This window comes from Streptomyces sp. 7N604 (genome assembly GCF_052245475.1).
Classification (GTDB): domain Bacteria; phylum Actinomycetota; class Actinomycetes; order Streptomycetales; family Streptomycetaceae; genus Streptomyces.
Genome location: NZ_JBQQBX010000014.1, coordinates 137,480 through 153,601 on the forward strand (window position 1 = coordinate 137,480; position 16,122 = coordinate 153,601).

At 70.6% G+C, this 16,122-nt stretch carries 16 protein-coding genes and 1 pseudogene; 13 read left to right on the top strand and 4 right to left on the bottom strand.

Annotated elements, in window-relative coordinates; all coding sequences use genetic code 11:
• Positions 1–23 precede the first annotated feature (23 nt).
• Entirely contained in the window at positions 24–1,628 is a 1,605-nt protein-coding gene (gene guaA, locus ACTWP8_RS17380; protein WP_443323039.1) for a glutamine-hydrolyzing GMP synthase, read from the top strand.
• A 124-nt stretch (positions 1,629–1,752) separates the two neighbouring features.
• Positions 1,753–2,367: a Uma2 family endonuclease gene (locus ACTWP8_RS17385; RefSeq protein WP_443323040.1), complete on the top strand. Its 615-nt coding sequence runs from the start codon at positions 1,753–1,755 to the stop codon at positions 2,365–2,367.
• Between the two features lie 5 nt (positions 2,368–2,372).
• On the opposite strand, the gene ACTWP8_RS17390 is transcribed toward ACTWP8_RS17385, so the two are convergent.
• Complete coding sequence (locus ACTWP8_RS17390; protein WP_443323041.1) at positions 2,373–3,119, bottom strand: hypothetical protein; 747 nt, start codon at positions 3,117–3,119, stop codon at positions 2,373–2,375.
• A 104-nt stretch (positions 3,120–3,223) separates the two neighbouring features.
• Here ACTWP8_RS17390 and ACTWP8_RS17395 point away from each other — a divergent pair.
• From ACTWP8_RS17395 to ACTWP8_RS17405, 3 genes and pseudogenes are all read left to right on the top strand, one after another.
• Positions 3,224–3,676, top strand: a pseudogene (locus ACTWP8_RS17395) (class II aldolase/adducin family protein); the annotation flags it as partial.
• Between the two features lie 77 nt (positions 3,677–3,753).
• The gene (locus ACTWP8_RS17400) at positions 3,754–4,923 is read left to right on the top strand and encodes a hypothetical protein (RefSeq protein WP_443323042.1); all 1,170 of its coding nucleotides are present in this window, start codon (positions 3,754–3,756) and stop codon (positions 4,921–4,923) included.
• Between the two features lie 186 nt (positions 4,924–5,109).
• Positions 5,110–5,649: a DoxX family protein gene (locus ACTWP8_RS17405; protein ID WP_443323043.1), complete on the top strand. Its 540-nt coding sequence runs from the start codon at positions 5,110–5,112 to the stop codon at positions 5,647–5,649.
• 531 nt (positions 5,650–6,180) lie between these two features.
• On the opposite strand, the gene ACTWP8_RS17410 is transcribed toward ACTWP8_RS17405, so the two are convergent.
• Positions 6,181–6,429, bottom strand: a complete 249-nt coding sequence (locus ACTWP8_RS17410; protein WP_443323044.1) for a hypothetical protein — start codon at positions 6,427–6,429, stop codon at positions 6,181–6,183.
• A complete protein-coding gene (locus ACTWP8_RS17415; protein WP_443323045.1) occupies positions 6,416–7,798 on the bottom strand; it encodes a PspC domain-containing protein in 1,383 nt (460 codons plus the stop codon). The genes ACTWP8_RS17410 and ACTWP8_RS17415 overlap by 14 nt, the downstream gene beginning before the upstream one ends.
• Positions 7,799–7,928: 130 nt before the next feature.
• On the opposite strand from ACTWP8_RS17415, the gene ACTWP8_RS17420 reads away from it, so the two are divergent.
• From ACTWP8_RS17420 to ACTWP8_RS17445, 6 genes are all read left to right on the top strand, one after another.
• Entirely contained in the window at positions 7,929–9,608 is a 1,680-nt protein-coding gene (locus ACTWP8_RS17420) for a serine/threonine-protein kinase (protein WP_443323046.1), read from the top strand.
• 309 nt (positions 9,609–9,917) lie between these two features.
• The gene (locus ACTWP8_RS17425; protein ID WP_443323047.1) at positions 9,918–10,298 is read left to right on the top strand and encodes a hypothetical protein; all 381 of its coding nucleotides are present in this window, start codon (positions 9,918–9,920) and stop codon (positions 10,296–10,298) included.
• A 271-nt stretch (positions 10,299–10,569) separates the two neighbouring features.
• On the top strand, positions 10,570–11,439 hold the full coding sequence (locus ACTWP8_RS17430; RefSeq protein ID WP_443323048.1) for a DUF6895 family protein: 870 nt from the start codon (positions 10,570–10,572) through the stop codon (positions 11,437–11,439).
• Positions 11,440–11,660: 221 nt separating this feature from the next.
• Positions 11,661–12,359: a dihydrofolate reductase family protein gene (locus ACTWP8_RS17435; RefSeq protein ID WP_443323049.1), complete on the top strand. Its 699-nt coding sequence runs from the start codon at positions 11,661–11,663 to the stop codon at positions 12,357–12,359.
• A gap of 35 nt (positions 12,360–12,394) precedes the next feature.
• Positions 12,395–13,702: a PspC domain-containing protein gene (locus ACTWP8_RS17440; protein ID WP_443323050.1), complete on the top strand. Its 1,308-nt coding sequence runs from the start codon at positions 12,395–12,397 to the stop codon at positions 13,700–13,702.
• Positions 13,702–14,454, top strand: a complete 753-nt coding sequence (locus ACTWP8_RS17445) for a LuxR C-terminal-related transcriptional regulator (RefSeq protein WP_443323051.1) — start codon at positions 13,702–13,704, stop codon at positions 14,452–14,454. Before ACTWP8_RS17440 ends, ACTWP8_RS17445 begins: the two co-directional genes overlap by 1 nt.
• Before the next feature lie 26 nt (positions 14,455–14,480).
• On the opposite strand, the gene ACTWP8_RS17450 is transcribed toward ACTWP8_RS17445, so the two are convergent.
• A complete protein-coding gene (locus ACTWP8_RS17450; RefSeq protein WP_443323052.1) occupies positions 14,481–14,909 on the bottom strand; it encodes an ATP-binding protein in 429 nt (142 codons plus the stop codon).
• A gap of 96 nt (positions 14,910–15,005) precedes the next feature.
• On the opposite strand from ACTWP8_RS17450, the gene ACTWP8_RS17455 reads away from it, so the two are divergent.
• Positions 15,006–15,821: a helix-turn-helix domain-containing protein gene (locus ACTWP8_RS17455; RefSeq protein ID WP_443323053.1), complete on the top strand. Its 816-nt coding sequence runs from the start codon at positions 15,006–15,008 to the stop codon at positions 15,819–15,821.
• Positions 15,818–16,075, top strand: coding sequence for a DUF397 domain-containing protein (locus ACTWP8_RS17460; RefSeq protein ID WP_443323054.1), 258 nt, complete (start codon positions 15,818–15,820; stop codon positions 16,073–16,075). Before ACTWP8_RS17455 ends, ACTWP8_RS17460 begins: the two co-directional genes overlap by 4 nt.
• Positions 16,076–16,122 lie beyond the last annotated feature (47 nt).

A 16,122-nucleotide genomic window follows, 5' to 3' on the forward strand; every position in this document is an offset into this window, starting at 1 on the left:
ATCACCGCCGGAAGGCCGCCGAAGTGTCATCTGCGACCCCGCCCGCCGCTCCCGACGCCGACCACACCCCGGACTCGGTCCTGGTCGTCGACTTCGGCGCGCAGTACGCACAGCTCATCGCCCGTCGCGTCCGCGAGGCCCGGGTCTACAGCGAGATCGTTCCGCACACCATGCCGGTGGAGGAGATCCTCGCCAGGAAGCCGAAGGCGATCATCCTCTCCGGCGGCCCGGCTTCGGTCTACGCCGAGGGCGCCCCGCGGCTCGGCCCGGAGATCTTCGAGGCCGGGGTCCCGGTCTTCGGGATCTGCTACGGGTTCCAGGCCATGGCGCTCGCCCTGGGCGGCACGGTCGACAACACCGGCGGCCGCGAGTACGGCCGTACGCCGCTGACCGTCTCGCGCAGGGGCTCCACCCTCTTCGAGGGCACCCCGAGCGAGCAGCCGGTGTGGATGTCCCACGGCGACGCCTGCTCGGCCGCCCCCGAGGGCTTCTCGGTCACCGCGACCACCGACGGCGCGCCGGTCGCCGCCATCGAGTGCGACGAGCGCCGGCTCTACGGCGTCCAGCACCACCCCGAGGTCCTGCACTCCACGCACGGCCAGCAGCTGCTGGAGCACTTCCTCTACCGCGGCGCCGGGCTCGGGCCGAACTGGACGACCCACAACGTGGTCGAGGAGTCGATCGCCGCGGTCCGCGAGCAGGTCGGCGACAAGCGCGCGATCTGCGGGCTCTCCGGGGGCGTGGACTCCTCGGTCGCCGCAGCCCTCGTCCAGAAGGCCATCGGCCCCAAGCTGACGTGCGTGTACGTCGACCACGGGCTGCAGCGCAAGGGCGAGTCCGAGCAGGTCGAGAAGGACTTCGTGGCGGCGACCGGCGTGCAGCTGAAGGTCGTGGACGCGGAAGCGCAGTTCCTCGCCGCGCTGAAGGGGGTCTCGGAGCCCGAGGAGAAGCGCAAGATCATCGGTCGGGAGTTCATCCGGGTCTTCGAGCAGGCGGCGAGCGAGGTCGTCGCGGAGGCGGGTGCGCACGGCGAGCAGGTCGAGTTCCTGGTCCAGGGCACCCTCTACCCGGACGTCGTCGAGTCGGGCGGCGGCACCGGCACCGCGAATATCAAGTCGCACCACAACGTGGGCGGCCTCCCCGAGGACCTGCAGTTCCGGCTCGTCGAGCCGCTGCGCCGGCTCTTCAAGGACGAGGTCAGGATGGTCGGCCAGGAGCTCGGCCTCCCGGACGAGATCGTCCACCGCCAGCCGTTCCCCGGCCCCGGCCTCGGCATCCGTATCGTCGGCGAGGTCACCAAGGACCGGCTCGACCTGCTGCGCGAGGCCGACGCCATCGCTCGTGAGGAGCTGACCGCGGCCGGCCTCGACCGCGAGATCTGGCAGTGCCCGGTGGTGCTGCTCGCGGACGTCCGCTCGGTCGGCGTCCAGGGCGACGGCCGCACGTACGGCCACCCGATCGTGCTGCGCCCGGTCTCGTCCGAGGACGCGATGACGGCGGACTGGTCGCGCCTGCCGTACGAGGTGCTGGCGAAGATCTCGACCCGGATCACGAACGAGGTCGACGAGGTCAACCGCGTGGTCCTCGACGTGACGAGCAAGCCCCCGGGCACGATCGAGTGGGAGTGACCCTCCCCGACCTCCCGTTACGGGACAACGCCCGCGCTGTCGCCCACACGTTTGGGCGGCGGCGCGGGCGTTTGTGCCCCAGTAGGCTGGTGCGCAGGCGAGACTCCGTCGCATGGGAGCAATCATGAGCGCCGCACCCGAGGACGAGCTGGACGAGCAGTACAACTACCCCGTCCCCCCTCCGGGCGGCTGGACCGCGGACGACCTCGACCGGCTTCCGAACCTGCCCAGGCGCACTGAGCTGATCGACGGGAGCCTCGTTTTCGTGAGTCCGCAGACCAACTTTCACATGCGCGTCATGCGTCTGCTGGAGTGGGAGTTCCTGGACCAGGCACCGGATGACTTCGACGTCTACCGAGAGTTCAGTGTGAAGCTGAACAAGCGGAACCGTCCGGAACCGGACGTTCTGGTGGTCCGGGCCGGCGCGGACACGGGGCCGAAGGAGACCTGGCTCAAGCCGGAGGACGTCTTCCTCGCGGTCGAGGTCGTATCCGAGGATTCCGAGGACCGCGACCGCGAGGTCAAGCCACGCAAGTATGCGGCGGCCGGCATCCGGCACTTCTGGAGGGTGGAGGAGAAGAACGGCCTACCGGTCGTATACGTCTACGAGCTCGACCCGGCCACCAAGTCGTATGGTTTGACCGGAATTTACCACAACCGGCTCAAGGCCTCAGAACCGTTCGAGATGGACATCGACCTCACCGCCATCAACCGGCGACGGCCGCGGAAGCGGGAGTAAGCGGGCTACTGCGGCGGTCCATAGGGAGCAGCCCCCTGCGGACCGCCGCTGTATGGGTTCCGGCCCTGCGGGGCCGGGCCCGCGCCGTACGGATTCGCGAACGGGTTGGCGTGGCCCGGGAGTTGCTGGTCCGGGCGGAGGAAGCGGGTGCGGCCCGTTTCATCGCGTACCGGGACGAAGCCCGCGGAGGCCAGCAGCGCCGCGTACTTCTGGTTCCGCCTGCGCGTCCAGATGAAGCCGAAGCCGAGCAGGGCCATGCAGAACGCCCAAAGGCCCAGGCCGATGCCCATGGTAAGGCCGAAGAAGTCGCCCCGGGCGACACCGATCGCGCCGCCGACGGTGAAGCCGATCGCGCCCCACATCATCCGCTTCTCGGCGCTCTTGCCGGTCAGGTCGAAGTTGATGCGCGCCTTGAGGAGTTCGACGGCGGGTGCGGCCTCCGGGACCGGCTTGAGCTTGCCGCCCGGCTGAATGCCCGGCAGCGGACCGCCGTTGCCCGCCTGCGGGAACTGCGCCCAGGTCGCGGCCGCGCGCTGCTGCGCGTACGGGCTCGGGTCACGGTAGAGCTGCATCTTCACCGCGCCGTCGTTGGCCCCGGACTGCTCGGCGCCGTAGTACGCGAAGCCGAACTGCTCGGCGATGAAGGCCAGTCCGGCGAGCTTCTTCACCGATCCCCAGCGGTTGGTGACCTCGACGACCTCGTTGCTCGCCATCAGCCGCAGCATCTGCGCGATCTGCTTGTCGGTGCTCATACAAGGTGAGCTTAGCGGCGGGAAGGGGGCTCAAGGCGAACGGTGAAGGCCGCCACCCCTGTCAATCAGTGCGGTCTTCGCCGTTCACTCGCAGGGGCAAGATTGCGCGCCCGGACGTTGTCGCCGCCGCGCACAGCCACACCACGTACGGCCGCGCCCTGTCCGCGCCCGGCGAGCCGCTCGAGCCGATCACCCAGGACGTGTGCGCCTTCTCCGAGGATCACACGCTCTTCGACGACCGCACCGGCGTCGTCGTGGGCGCGGCGGAGAGGCGCGCCGATCGCCGACGCGCCCGGGCCCACAAGACCGTCATCCCTGCGCAATCACGGTTTGCTGACGGTCGGGGACTCGGTCGACGCGGCCGCGTGGTGGTTCATTACGATGGAGCGGTCATGTCAGGTGCAGCCGGCCGCGAAGGCGGCCGGGAAACCGGTCCTCATCGATCACCACAGCGGCCTGCAGACCCGCGAGCAGCTCGGAAACGATCTCGTGGCGTTGATCAACTACCAGCCTTGTGGCAGCAGATCACCCGTGGCGAGCCGGACCTGCTGACCTGACAGGCCGGACGAATGCGGCACAATTCCCTCTCATCACACGGGCATTGCGGCGCGTGCAGCGAGAGAGGTGTTGTCCCATGGCCGTGGACTCGGCGAGAGACGGCTTGCCAGGCGGTGGTCCCGGCAGCCCCGGCGGTAGCCCCGGTGGCAGTCATGGTGGCGGCCCTGAAGGCCGCGACGGGCACGGCAGCGGCTGCACGTGCGGGGACTGCCCGTACGGTGCCCGCGAAGGGCACCGGCGCGCGGTCGCCGCGTTCGTGGCGCGGCGCGAGGAGCTGGCCGCCGGCCGCGGCGTGCCGGGCGCGCTCGCGCACTCCTCCGGGGCTTCCCGGCAGTGGGTGTCCGACGAGCTGACCCGGTCCGCCCACACGGCCGCCGAGTTCGGGCGCGCGGAGGGCCGGGTCTGGCTGCGGCGCGGGCGCGGTGCGCTGGCCGGGCCGCTCGTCGGCGAGGACAACCGGCTGTCCACTTCGCGTACGGTCGCCGCGCTGTGGGTGCTCGTGGCCGTCGCGGGCGTGCTCGTCACGGCCGTCGCCCTGGCCGTGACGGACGACCGGGCGCGGCTGCTCGACGGGCTGACGCCCGGGCGCTGCGACGGGCTGCTCGCGGTTGTGGCGCTGGCGCTGCTGGTGGCCCTGGCGGCGCGCGGCGTCGTGGTGCTCCGGGTGCGGGCGCAGCGGCTCCAGAAGGTGTCAGCGGCCCGGCCGCGCGCCGCCGATCTGCTCACGGACGACGCGGGGCGCGGCAGCCTCCCGGACGTGCAGTACGTGGTGGTGGCCGCGGCGGTCGCGGTCTTCGCCCTGGTGCGTCTGGTGCGGGAGCCGGAGCGGCTGCCGGATCTGCCGTGGGGACTCGTGGCGCTGGCCGCCGTGTCCGCCACGGCCTACCTGGTCGCGAAGGCCGCGGAGGGCGGCCGCCCCATCGTGCTGTCCGTCGTACGGGCCCGTGAGGCCGGCGACCTCGACGGGCCCATCCGGGCCGGGGACGACATCGAGATCCGCGGCGGCGGCTTCGTACCAGCTGGCGCGGGCACGGCGGAGGCGCTCGCGCGGATGGTCGTCCGCATCGGGACGGTCCATGTGCACGTGCCGCTGGTGCCGGTGGCCGGGGGCTTCGCCAACCCGACGGACTCGGCGCTGACCGTGCCGGTCCCGGCCGAGGTCGAGCCCGGCCGGGTGGACGTCCGGGTCGTCACGGCAGCGGGGGCGGAGTCGAACCGCTGCCGGATCGACGTGGTGGACGGCTGAGCCGTACGGGTGGCTCCGGTCGGGTCTGTTGAACCGGGCCCGGAAGGTGTGGTTGCTCCGGGGTTGAGCCGGTCGGGGCGTTTCAGCTGGTTGAACCCTCACCGAATCTTGTCCGTACCCCTCGCCGAAGGCACCCGTGTGCCGGAGAATCGTCCCTGCGGGGGCAGGCGATGGAGGGCGGACGACATGGCTCACGGAGCGCGCGTTGACCGGGATCTCACGGGCGGGCTGGGCGAACCGGCCGGATCGTGGCGGGATTCGGCATCCCGCTACGCACTGCTCCCGCTGCGCATCTTCCTCGGCGTCACCTTCATCTACGCGGGTCTGGACAAACTGACCGACCCGGCCTTCCTGGCCGACAGCGGGCCGGGCTCGATCGGCGAGCTCATGAAATCCGTGCGGAACGGGTCCGCGATCCCGGCGATGGTCGATCTGGCGCTGGAGAGTCCGAGGAGCTTCGGGTACGCGATCGCGATCGGGGAGATCGCGGTGGGCATCGGCACGCTGCTCGGGCTGCTGGCGCGCCTTGCCGCGTTCGGGGGTGCGCTGATCTCACTGAGCCTCTGGCTCACCGTCAGCTGGCAGTCGCACCCGTACTACTACGGGAACGACCTGGCCTACCTGATGGCGTGGACCCCGCTGATCTTCGCGGGGGCGCAGGTGTTCTCGATGGACACGAAACTCCGCTCCCGCCGCAACCGCTACGGCCGCCCGCTGTACGGCTGACTCTCCCCGGCGCTCCGCGCCGGTCCACGCCCACCCTCCCCAGCGCTTCGCCTGGGTGGGGGTCCTCCCGGCGAAGCCAGGGGGAGTACCCCCAGCCCCATGAAGGGGCTTCGCCCCTTCAACCCCGCCTGGCGACTTCACCGTCAGGACCGGCGGACGGCGCCGGTGCCGGGCCGCCGGCGGGTGCCCGCGGCGCGACGCTGCTCGCACGGAGCAGGCGCACGGGTGCCGCCGTGCCTGCGCGGCAGCCCACCGGGCGGAGCGCGCTGCAACTCCCTTCTACCGCCCGGGTGTCCCCGCGAGACAGTGAGCGCCCCGGGCGCCACCAACCGTCCGCCGCCGGGCCGTCCCGCCTGCCGACCGCCCCCTTCCGGCCTCTGGCCGGGGACCACCCCACCCACCGTTTCCTTGGGCACCCCACGGTTCCCCGGTGCGGGCGATCCGGGACGCGAGGGCCGTTGAGCCCACAAGCGCCGCCGCCGGCGGTGATGCGCAGTGGCGAGGAGAGGCCGCCTCTGCCCGCGCCGGGCGTCAGCCGGGCGGGGCGCTTTCCGGAGGGCGGGGGTCACCGGCGCGCGGGGCTCGGCTCGCGCGGCGGCGGGCCGCTCGGGTTATCACTGCCGTCAGCGCCGCCAGCGGGAGGCCTGCCGCCACCAACGGGACCAAGGTCCAGGCCGGGACGGACCAGGCGCCCGTCGCGTCCAGGGCGTAGATCACGCCCGCGCTCAGCAGGACGAGACCCGTGACCAGCTTCCCCGGCTCCGTGTCATGACGCCGCACGGCTCACCTCCACCTGCCCCACGCCCGCCTCGAGTTCGAGGTCGAGCGTGCCGCGCGGCTCACGCCCGTCCGCGGGTTCGATCGTCATGCGCTCCCTGAGGCCCGGGGAGACGTCCACGTCGTTCCGCCGCTCGCCCGGCAGCCGCAGGTCGCCCAGCCCGACCTCCACGTCCAGCTTCAGCGTGGCGTCCTTCGGTACGAGGACCTTCAACTGCCCGGCGCCGACGCTCGCGCGCGTGGCGACGGTCTGGTCCTCGTCCAGCTTCAGCCCGGACAGGTCGAGCGTGCCGACGCCCGAGCCGACGCCGTAGTCGGGCCGTACGGCGGCGGCCGAGGCCGGCTTCCAGTCCGTACGGACCCAGTCGGACGTCACGCTCTTCGGCAGGGCGGCCGCGCTCACCAGCAGCGCACAGGTCAGCAGCGCCAGGATGACCGTCCCGCCGCCCGCCCGCCCGTAGAACGCGCTGATCGCCAGGCCGAGGCCGAACACGGCAAGCGCGCAGGCGAGGCCGGTCTGCAGGCTCGTGCCGAGCGGCTGGGCGTCCCAGGAGGCGAGCATGCCCGCCGCGCACGCGGCCACCGCGAGGAGGAAGGTCCAGCCGCCGATCCAGGGCCGCCGCTCCCGCGCGGGGGCCAGGTCGGCCGCCCAGGCGGCGGCCCGGCCCGAACGCGCCGCGGCCGGCGCCTTGGTGTCCCACGGCAGACCGTCGTCCGGGCCCCACAGGTAGCCGGTGCCGGTCGTGCCCCCCGTACCGTCCTTGGTGATGGGGCCGCGCCACCAGGGCGGGGCGCCCGGCGCCGGCGGGGCCTGCGTCTCGGGGGGCACGCCCTCGTGCCCGGCCGGATGGGACGCCCCCCAGGCACCCCCGCCCCCTGCGGCAGCGTGCCCCGCTCCCGCACGCGTCCCCGCCTCCACCGCCCCCTTCTGCTCCGCCCTGCGCCGCCGCTGCGACCACTGCGCGCACCCGGCCAGCGCGCCGGAGACGACCAACGAGAAGAACACGACGGTCGGGTTGCCGAGCATCGACAGCAGCAGCCCGCAGCCGAACAGCGCGCAGAGCACGGCGGCCAGCGCCTGCCCCTCCACCCGCCCGGAGAGCAGCCGCCTGCCCTCGTTCTCGTCCTCGCCCTCCAGCGGGATCAGCAGCCACGCGAACCCGTACGCGATGAGCCCGACGCCGCCCGCGATCGCCAGCACGGCAAGCACGACGCGGAAGATGACCGGATCGAGGTCGTAGTGCCTGCCGAGCCCGCCGCACACGCCCGCGATCACTTTGTTGCCACGGCTGCGCCGCAGCAGTGGCGGGCCGGTCCGGTCGGCGGCGCTCCGCTCGTCGGGAGCGTCGCGCTCGTCGGGCTCGTCGGTCATGCGTCCATGGTGACGGTCCGGTGACCCGGAGAGCATCCGGCCCGACCCTGGTACGACCCTGAGATGTCCCCGGTGGGGTCGCGGCGCGGCGCCGTGGTTATCGTGTCCGCACCATGGCAATGTCGAGTTCATGGCAGGCCGGGGGGCAGAGGGAGAGCAAAGGGTGTCGGACGGCGCGGGGCGGGACGAAGGGCGGCTGGTCGCGGGGCGCTACCGGCTGCTTGAGCGGATTGGCCGCGGCGGGATGGGCACCGTGTGGCGGGCCGAGGACGAGCTGTTGGGCCGTCATGTGGCGCTCAAGAAGCTGCACGTGCCGCCGCACCTGGCCGACGACGAGCGCGCCACGCTGTACGAGCGGACGCGGCGCGAGGCGCGCAGCGCAGCCCGTATCACGCATCCGAACGTGGTCGTGGTGCACGACGTCGTGGACGACGGCGGGCTGCCCTGCATCGTCATGGAGTACGTGCCGTCCCGGACGCTCGGTGACCTGATCAAGGAGGAAGGCCCGGTCTCCCCGGACGAGGCGGCCCGCATCGGGCGCGGCATGATCGCGGCACTGCGGGCCGCGCACGCCGCCGGGGTCCTGCACCGGGACGTCAAGCCGGGCAACGTGCTGCTGGGCGCGGAAGGGCGCGTGGTGCTGACGGACTTCGGCATCGCGGTCGCCTCCGGCACGTCCACGCTGACGCGCACGGGCGAGCTGGTCGGCTCCGTGGACTACGTCGCCCCCGAGCGCGTCAGGGGCGGCACGCCGGGCCCCGCCTCCGACCTGTGGGCGCTGGGCGCGACGCTGTACCAGGCGCTCGAGGGCCGCCCGCCGTTCCGCAAGGACACGGCGATCGAGACGGCCTACTCGATCGCCGTCGACCCGCTGCAACCGCCGCAGCGGGCCGGGGTGCTGACCCCGCTCATCGAGCAGCTGCTGACGAAGGACCCCGAGGAGCGGCCGGGGGCGGAGACGGTCGAACTCCGGCTGCGGGAACCGGCGGCGGAGACCGAGACGGCATACGTGGAACACGGGCAGCTGCTGGACCGCGGGGTGCGGGACGGCGACGGCACGGGCACGGGCACGCGTACGAGTACGAGTACGCGCAGGGGGACCGGGCCGACGGCCCCCCTCGAGCCCGGGGCCCCCGGACCCTCAGAGCCCGGCCCGCGCCCCCGGCGCCGCGGCCGCCGCCGTATCGTCGCGTGGGCCGTCGCCGCGGTGCTCGTGGCCGCGGCGGTGCCGGTCGCGGGCGTCCTCTTCGGGATGCTCGCCGCGGACAAGGGCGAGGGCCAGGACGACCAGGCCCGGGAGACGCCCTCGGTCTCGGCCTCGGACAGCGCGTCCCCGCCGGCCCCCAAGCCCTCGCCCCTCCCGAACGGCTACAAACTCGTCGAGGCGAAGGAGTTCGGCCTCTCCGTACCCGTGCCGAAGGACTGGACCCGCACGGACGTGCCCGACAGCGACATCGCGTTCATCAACCCGACCGGCCTGGTCAGCCTGCGGATCAACGTTCTCGACTTCGCGAGCTCCGACCCCCTGCAGCACTGGAAGGACGACGAGGCCAAGTCGCTGAGCGAGGGGAAGCTGCCCGGCTACAAGCAGCTGCGGATGCAGGAGACGGCCTACCGGGGGATGCCGGCCGCGATCTGGGAGTTCACCTTCCAGGGCAGGGCACGCCAGTTCCGCGCCGTCGACCTGGGCTTCGGGAATCCCGGCGAGAAGGAGTACGCGCTCTACCTGTCCGGCCCGAGCGCCAGCTGGGCCCGCCACAAGCAGGTCTTCGACGACGTCCGCAACAGCCTACGGATCGAGGACAACTAGCTAGGGCACGACGGGCGGTCTTCCGCCCTGCCCCACCCTTGGAGGTGCACCCTGGGGGTCTGCCTGGAGCCGGGGTCTGGGGCGGAGCCCTCCCCCTGCCCCGCCCTCCCCAGCTACCGCTGCATGGCATCCGCTGCTCCACGTCCGGACCGGATAGATCAGCTTCGAATTCACCAGGTGTCCCCCGCGGACGCGAACCGCCGTCCCGCATCACCCGTTTTGCTGCACTTGGCGCGCACGTCTGCCGCCGGCGGTAGAAGGTGGTCGAGGCGCCGCAACCCGTCAGGCGCGACGGAAAGGACACAAGAAATGAGCACCCCTAACTCATGGCTGCCGCTCGTGATCAAGAATGAGTGGGGAGGGACAATCACCACCGTGACCGTCAATCACCGCTACGACACCGACCACTACGACAACCACATGTGGGAGAGCCTGCAGAACGGCAGTACAGGTAACGGCATGCAAGTAGGCTTCTGGACCGGATTCCTACGCACCGGCAAGGACTACTGGAATGTGACGTTCAGGGCCGACGGCCAGAACTGGACGTGCAAGGACGACTTCTACTGTTTCCTCACCAGCGACGATGCAGAGAGCAAAGGTCAGGTGGTGTTGACCATCTCGAAGGACAACCTTCACGTCGCACCCCCCAAGTCGAGCGCGTGTGACGTCTCCCTCCAGCAGGTGGGTTGAGTCCGTTCCGGGACAGTAAGGCAGGCACGTCCATGAGCGGACTAGGCGACGTGGTCGCCTTCGCGGCTGGGGTTTTGGGAATCAAGCCCAAGTCAGGGTGCGGGTGCGAGCACCGCAGGGACATGCTCAATAAAATGTTCCCGTTTCCGCGGCGCTTCCGCAGGTCAGGGCGTCATTAAAGCATAGGTCGGGGATGAGCCGCCCGAGTCGACTCCCATCAACGATCGCCCGCTCATGCAGCGGGCGATCATTATTGTAGAACCAAGATGAGATGAGAGCAGGACGCCTTCTGTGCGACTGGCTGGATAGCCACACGGAATCATTCCGGTTGAGCGGGCCGAAAACATCGACGCTTGAACGGCTCAGGCGATTGAGCGAGTTCACTCTCGTCCTCGTCGGCATGACTCGCACTGGGGGCCCCTCGGCAGCCGGCCGATATGGCGCGTGGGCACAGGGGGTCGCGAACATTCTGTGGCGAGACCTGCACAACGCAGAAGAAGAGCTGAGAGAAGCAGTCACCACATGGTCATCGCCTCAAACACGCGCACTACTGCTGGCCTTTCCCGCTCTGGAACTCATTACTGGGCGCCTCTTTGACAACCACACATGGATGGTACGCGCAGTGACTACCGGCACACGCAGGGAAGACCACTCCAATGTGAATCTGGCATTTACGCGCGACCTGGCCGGACTGCACGACTGTCACACGCTGGCACTCACCGAATTGGAACGGATCAGATCCACTGCAGACCCATATGCCGTGTCTGTGCAATCCATGTACGACCTGACTCACGCCATCTTCTATGCCACCAGGATGGGGCGGCGGCGACCGGCTTGGACCGGGGATCAGGCCACATGGGCCCATCAACGCCTGGAGAAGTCAGGCGCTGCTTGTCTCCACGAGCACGACCTCGACTTGGCAGCGGAATCCGTCATGAGCCTGCTGATGGCAGGATGCCCGGTGAGCCGATATGTCACGGATGCGGTCCATGCCGTCGCGGCCATCGCAGAAGCCGAGGGCAGCATTCCCCCTCACGCCCGGCACCACGACGCGGCAAGCGATGAGTTCACCAACCGCTACCACGCCACCCTGACGGGACTGGCAGCCCTGGCCGAGTACGAGCGGCGGAGCCCTGGGTGATTCCCGAAGCATCTGCGCGACGTCCGACAATCGCGCCAGATGGGAGGTGTCTCCTTCCCGGCTGCGGACGCGGCTCCGGCCCGGGAGTCTGGGGCGGAGCCCCAGTTCCGGGAGGGGGTGGGATAGGGGAAAGGCCCGTGTCGCGGACCGATGAGTATCTCGCCGTCCCGGAGTCTGAACTCGTGCGAGGGGGGCCGGATCGCTCGAGAGGGAGACACGCCATGACCGCGATCACTCTGACCACATTCCTGTCCCTGGACGGGGTCATGCAGGCACCGGGTGGCCCCGAGGAGGACACCAGCGGAGGCTTCGACAAGGGCGGCTGGCTGGTCCCCTACGCCGACGAGGACATGGGCCGGTACGTCGCCGACTGGTTCTCCGCGGCCGACGGCTTCCTCCTCGGCCGCAGAACGTACGAGATCTTCGCCGCCTACTGGCCGAAGGTGACCGACCCCGCAGACCCGGTCGCCACCGCCCTCAACAGCCTCCCCAAGTACGTGGTCTCCACGACCCTGGACAAGGCGGAGTGGAACAACTCGACCCTGATCGGCGACAACGTCATCGAGAAGGTCACCGAGCTGAAGAAGCAGCCCGGCAGGGAGATCCAGATCCACGGCAGTGGCGTCCTCGCGCAGTCCCTGATGGCCCACGACCTGATCGACGAGTACCGGCTGTGGATCTACCCGGTCGTGCTGGGCGAGGGGAAGCGCCTGTTCGCCCAGGACGCCGTGCCGACCGCGCTGAAGCTGACCGACGTCCGGACGACCGGCACCGGCGTCGTGGTCCACGTGTACCAGCCGGCGGGCAGGCCCACGTACGGGTCCTTCCTGCTGAACAAGGAACCAGGCGCGGACCTCGGCGCTGAGGACGCCGTGAAACAGGGCTACCGCCAGTCCGGGACCGGTCAGGGACGACCCTGATACCGCCGGGGGGCCGGACGTGTGACGATCGGAGCATGACCGCCGCCACCGCCCGCGCCGGAGGCCCGTACGCCCCGGCGCCCGACCCCCCTGAGGAACCGCCGCCGCGCAAGCTCTACCGCAGCGCCGACGGCCGGATGCTCGGCGGCGTGGCGCGCGGGCTCGCCGGACACCTCGGGCTGCCGGTGTCGTGGGTGCGGATCGTCTTCGTCGCGCTGCTGATGTTCGACGGACTCGGCGCGCTGCTGTACGCCGGGTTCTGGTTCGCCGTGCCCCTGGGGGTCGGCGGCGTCGAGACCCCGCACGCCGAGGCGGCCGCCGGGCACGTCGGCCCGGACGGCCGCCGCCGGATCCTCGCCCGCAAGCCCGACAAGGGCCAGATCTTCGCCCTGCTCGCGCTGGTCGCCGGCCTGGCGATCTTCGTCAACAACCTCCAGCTCGGGCAGGTCGCCAGCGCGTACGTGTGGCCGATCCTGCTGATCGGCGCCGGTGTCGCGCTCGTCTGGCGGCAGGCCGACAATGCCCGCCGCGAGCACTGGATGGAGGTCGGCCGCAGCAAGCGCGTCCAGGCCGTCGCCCGCAGCGCGGCAGGCGTGGTGCTGGTCGGCATCGGCGTGACCGGCTTCATCGTGCTCCGCGGCTCGGCCCACCAGCTCGGCAACGTGCTGACCGCCGCGCTCGCCGTCCTCGTCGGCATCGCGCTGCTCGCGGGCCCGTATCTCGTACGCATGACGCAGGACCTCTCCGAGGAGCGGCTGATGCGCATCCGCGCCCAGGAGCGCGCCGAAGTCGCGGCCCACGTCCACGACTCCGTCCTGCACACCCTCACCCTGATCCAGCGCAACGCCGAGGACCCGAGGGAAGTCGCGCGGCTGGCCCGCGCCCAGGAACGGGAGCTGCGCGCCTGGCTCTACAGGCCGGAGGGGACCGGCAAGGAGGAGGCCGAGCAGCCGGATACCCTCGCGGAGGCCGTGAAGCGCACGGCGGCGGAGGTGGAGGACCACCACGGCGTGCCGGTCGAGGTCGTCTGCGTCGGGGACTGCCCGCTCGACGAGAAGCTGGCCGCCCAGATTCAAGCCGCGCGCGAGGCGATGGTGAACGCCGCGAAGTACGGTGGCGAGGGCGGGCCGGTCCAGGTCTACGCGGAGGTGGAAGGCCGTACGGTCTTCGTGTCCGTACGGGACCGTGGCCCCGGCTTCGACCTGGACGCCGTGCCGGAGGACCGGATGGGCGTCCGGGAGTCGATCATCGGCAGAATGCAGCGCAATGGCGGGACCGCGCGGTTGCGCTCCGCGCCGGACGGGGGCACGGAAGTCGAGCTGGAGATGGAGAGGGCTTCGTGATGACGGAAGAGGCACGGGAACCGCAGAACGAGGCCGGGGCCGGCGCTGAGGCGGGGGCCGGGGCTGGAGCCGGGGCCGGGGCCGACGAGGCGCGTCGCGTACGGGTCGTGCTCGTGGACGACCACCGGATGTTCCGGACCGGCGTCCAGGCCGAGATCGGCGAGACCGACCGTACGGGCGTCGAGGTCGTCGGCGAGGCCGCCGACGTGGACCAGGCCGTCACCGTCATCACCGCGACCCGGCCGGAAGTCGTCCTGCTGGACGTCCACCTGCCGGGTGGCGGCGGTGTCGAGGTCCTGCGCCGCAGCGCCGCGATGATGGCGGACCCGGAGCAGCCGGTGCGCTTCCTCGCGCTGTCGGTCTCGGACGCGGCCGAGGACGTCATCGGCGTCATCCGCGGTGGGGCGCGCGGCTACGTCACCAAGACCATCACGGGGACGGACCTGGTGAACGCCATCTTCCGCGTGGCGGACGGCGACGCGGTCTTCTCGCCCCGGCTCGCGGGCTTCGTCCTCGACGCCTTCGCCTCGACGGACGCCCCGCCGGTCGACGAGGACCTGGACCGGCTGACGCAGCGCGAGCGCGAGGTCCTGCGGCTGATCGCGCGCGGGTACGCGTACAAGGAGGTCGCCAAGCAGCTGTTCATCTCGGTGAAGACGGTCGAGAGTCATGTGTCCGCTGTGCTGCGGAAGTTGCAGCTCAGCAACCGGCACGAGCTGACGAGGTGGGCGACGGCGAGGCGCCTGGTCTGATCGGCCGTTCTGATCGGCCGGTCTGATCAGCCCGCTCCGGGCGGCAACTTGAGCGCGAACCACACGGTCTTGCCGATGCCGCGGGTACGCGGGTGCGCGCCCCACTCGTCCGCGAGCGCGGCCAGGAGGACGAGGCCGCGGCCGGACTCGTCGTCGGGCGACGCGTCGCGTGGCCGCGGCGGCTCGTCGCTGGCATCGGATACCTCGATGCGCAGCAGCTCGTCGCCAAGGACACACCGCGCGCTGATCTCGCGGCCCGGTGATACGCGCGCGTGCTTACGGGCGTTGGTCATCAGCTCGCTGAGCAGCAGGACGGCCGTCTCCGCCACGTCATCCGGGATCTTCCACGCGCGGGCCTGATCGCGCAGCAGCTCTCGGGAGCGGCCGACGCTGCGCGAGTGGCGCGGCAGCAGCCATTGAATGTCCTTCGGTGGTGGGGGAGTTCCTTCGACCATGGCTCAAACGGTGCTGGTGGGGGCGTAGCCTCGGGAGTAACGGAGCGGGTACGGAACGTGGTGTACCGCGCGTGCACCGGGAGAGGCGGGGGTGCGATGCCGACTGGGAACTCCTCCCAACCACCGATAACTTGGCGGTACTGCGGGAACCAGATGAAGCTGTGGCGCACGCGGGCTGGGGTGAGCCGCGAGCAGGTGGGCGACGAAGCGGGCTATACGTATGAAGCCGTCAAGTCCATGGAGCAGGGTCGCCGGAAACCGACGCTGAGACTGCTTCAGGTCGCGGACGAGATGTGCGGAGCGCAAGGGCTGCTGATCGCGGCGCAGGCGTACCTGAAACCGGAGAGGTTCCCGGCCCGCACCCAGGAGTACATGCAGGCCGAGGCCGAAGCGATCGCGCTGCACTGGTACGGGACGCTGCTGATCCCCGGCCTGCTGCAGACCGAGGAATATGCGCGGGCGCTGATCGGCAGCCACTGCCCGCCGCTGGGCGACGAAACCATCGAGGAACGCGTCAAGGCCCGTCTGCAACGGCAGGAGATGCTGGACAAGTCCACCGTGTTGTTCGGCTTCGTGATCTACGAAGCTGCCTTGCGGACGATGGTGGGTGGAGCCGAGGTCATGAAGCGGCAGTTGCACCAGCTACTGGAGCTGGGTAAGCGACGCAACGTCGCCATTCAGGTCCTGCCATTCGACCGTGGTGCTCATCCTGGCCTGAATGGCCCGATGGTGCTGCTCGAGACAACCGAACACGAGCACTATGCCTATGTTGAGGGGCAGGAGACGGGTGCGTTGTATCCCGACCCCGAGAAGGTCAGTGTGCTCACGCAGCGCCATGGCATGATCCGCATGCAGGCCCTCGGAGTTGAGGAGTCAGCGCGGTTCATCAGGAAGGTGGCGGAGGAACTATGAGCACCGAGCTGGCGTGGTTCAAATCCAGCTACAGCGACTCCGAAGGCGGCGAGTGCATAGAGGTCGCTGTCTCGTGGCGCAAGTCCAGCTACAGCGACTCTGAGGGCGGCGCCTGCGTAGAGGTCGCCGCCTGCCCCGGCACCATCCACGTCCGGGACTCCAAGGACAAGACCGGCCCCCAGCTGGCCTTCACGTCCGCCGCCTGGGCGGAGTTCATCGCGTACGCCGCCCGGCAGGAGGCCGTGCCGGGCTGACGCTCCGCAAGCTTCCAACTACTCTGTCCGGGACGGCTTTTGGGGGC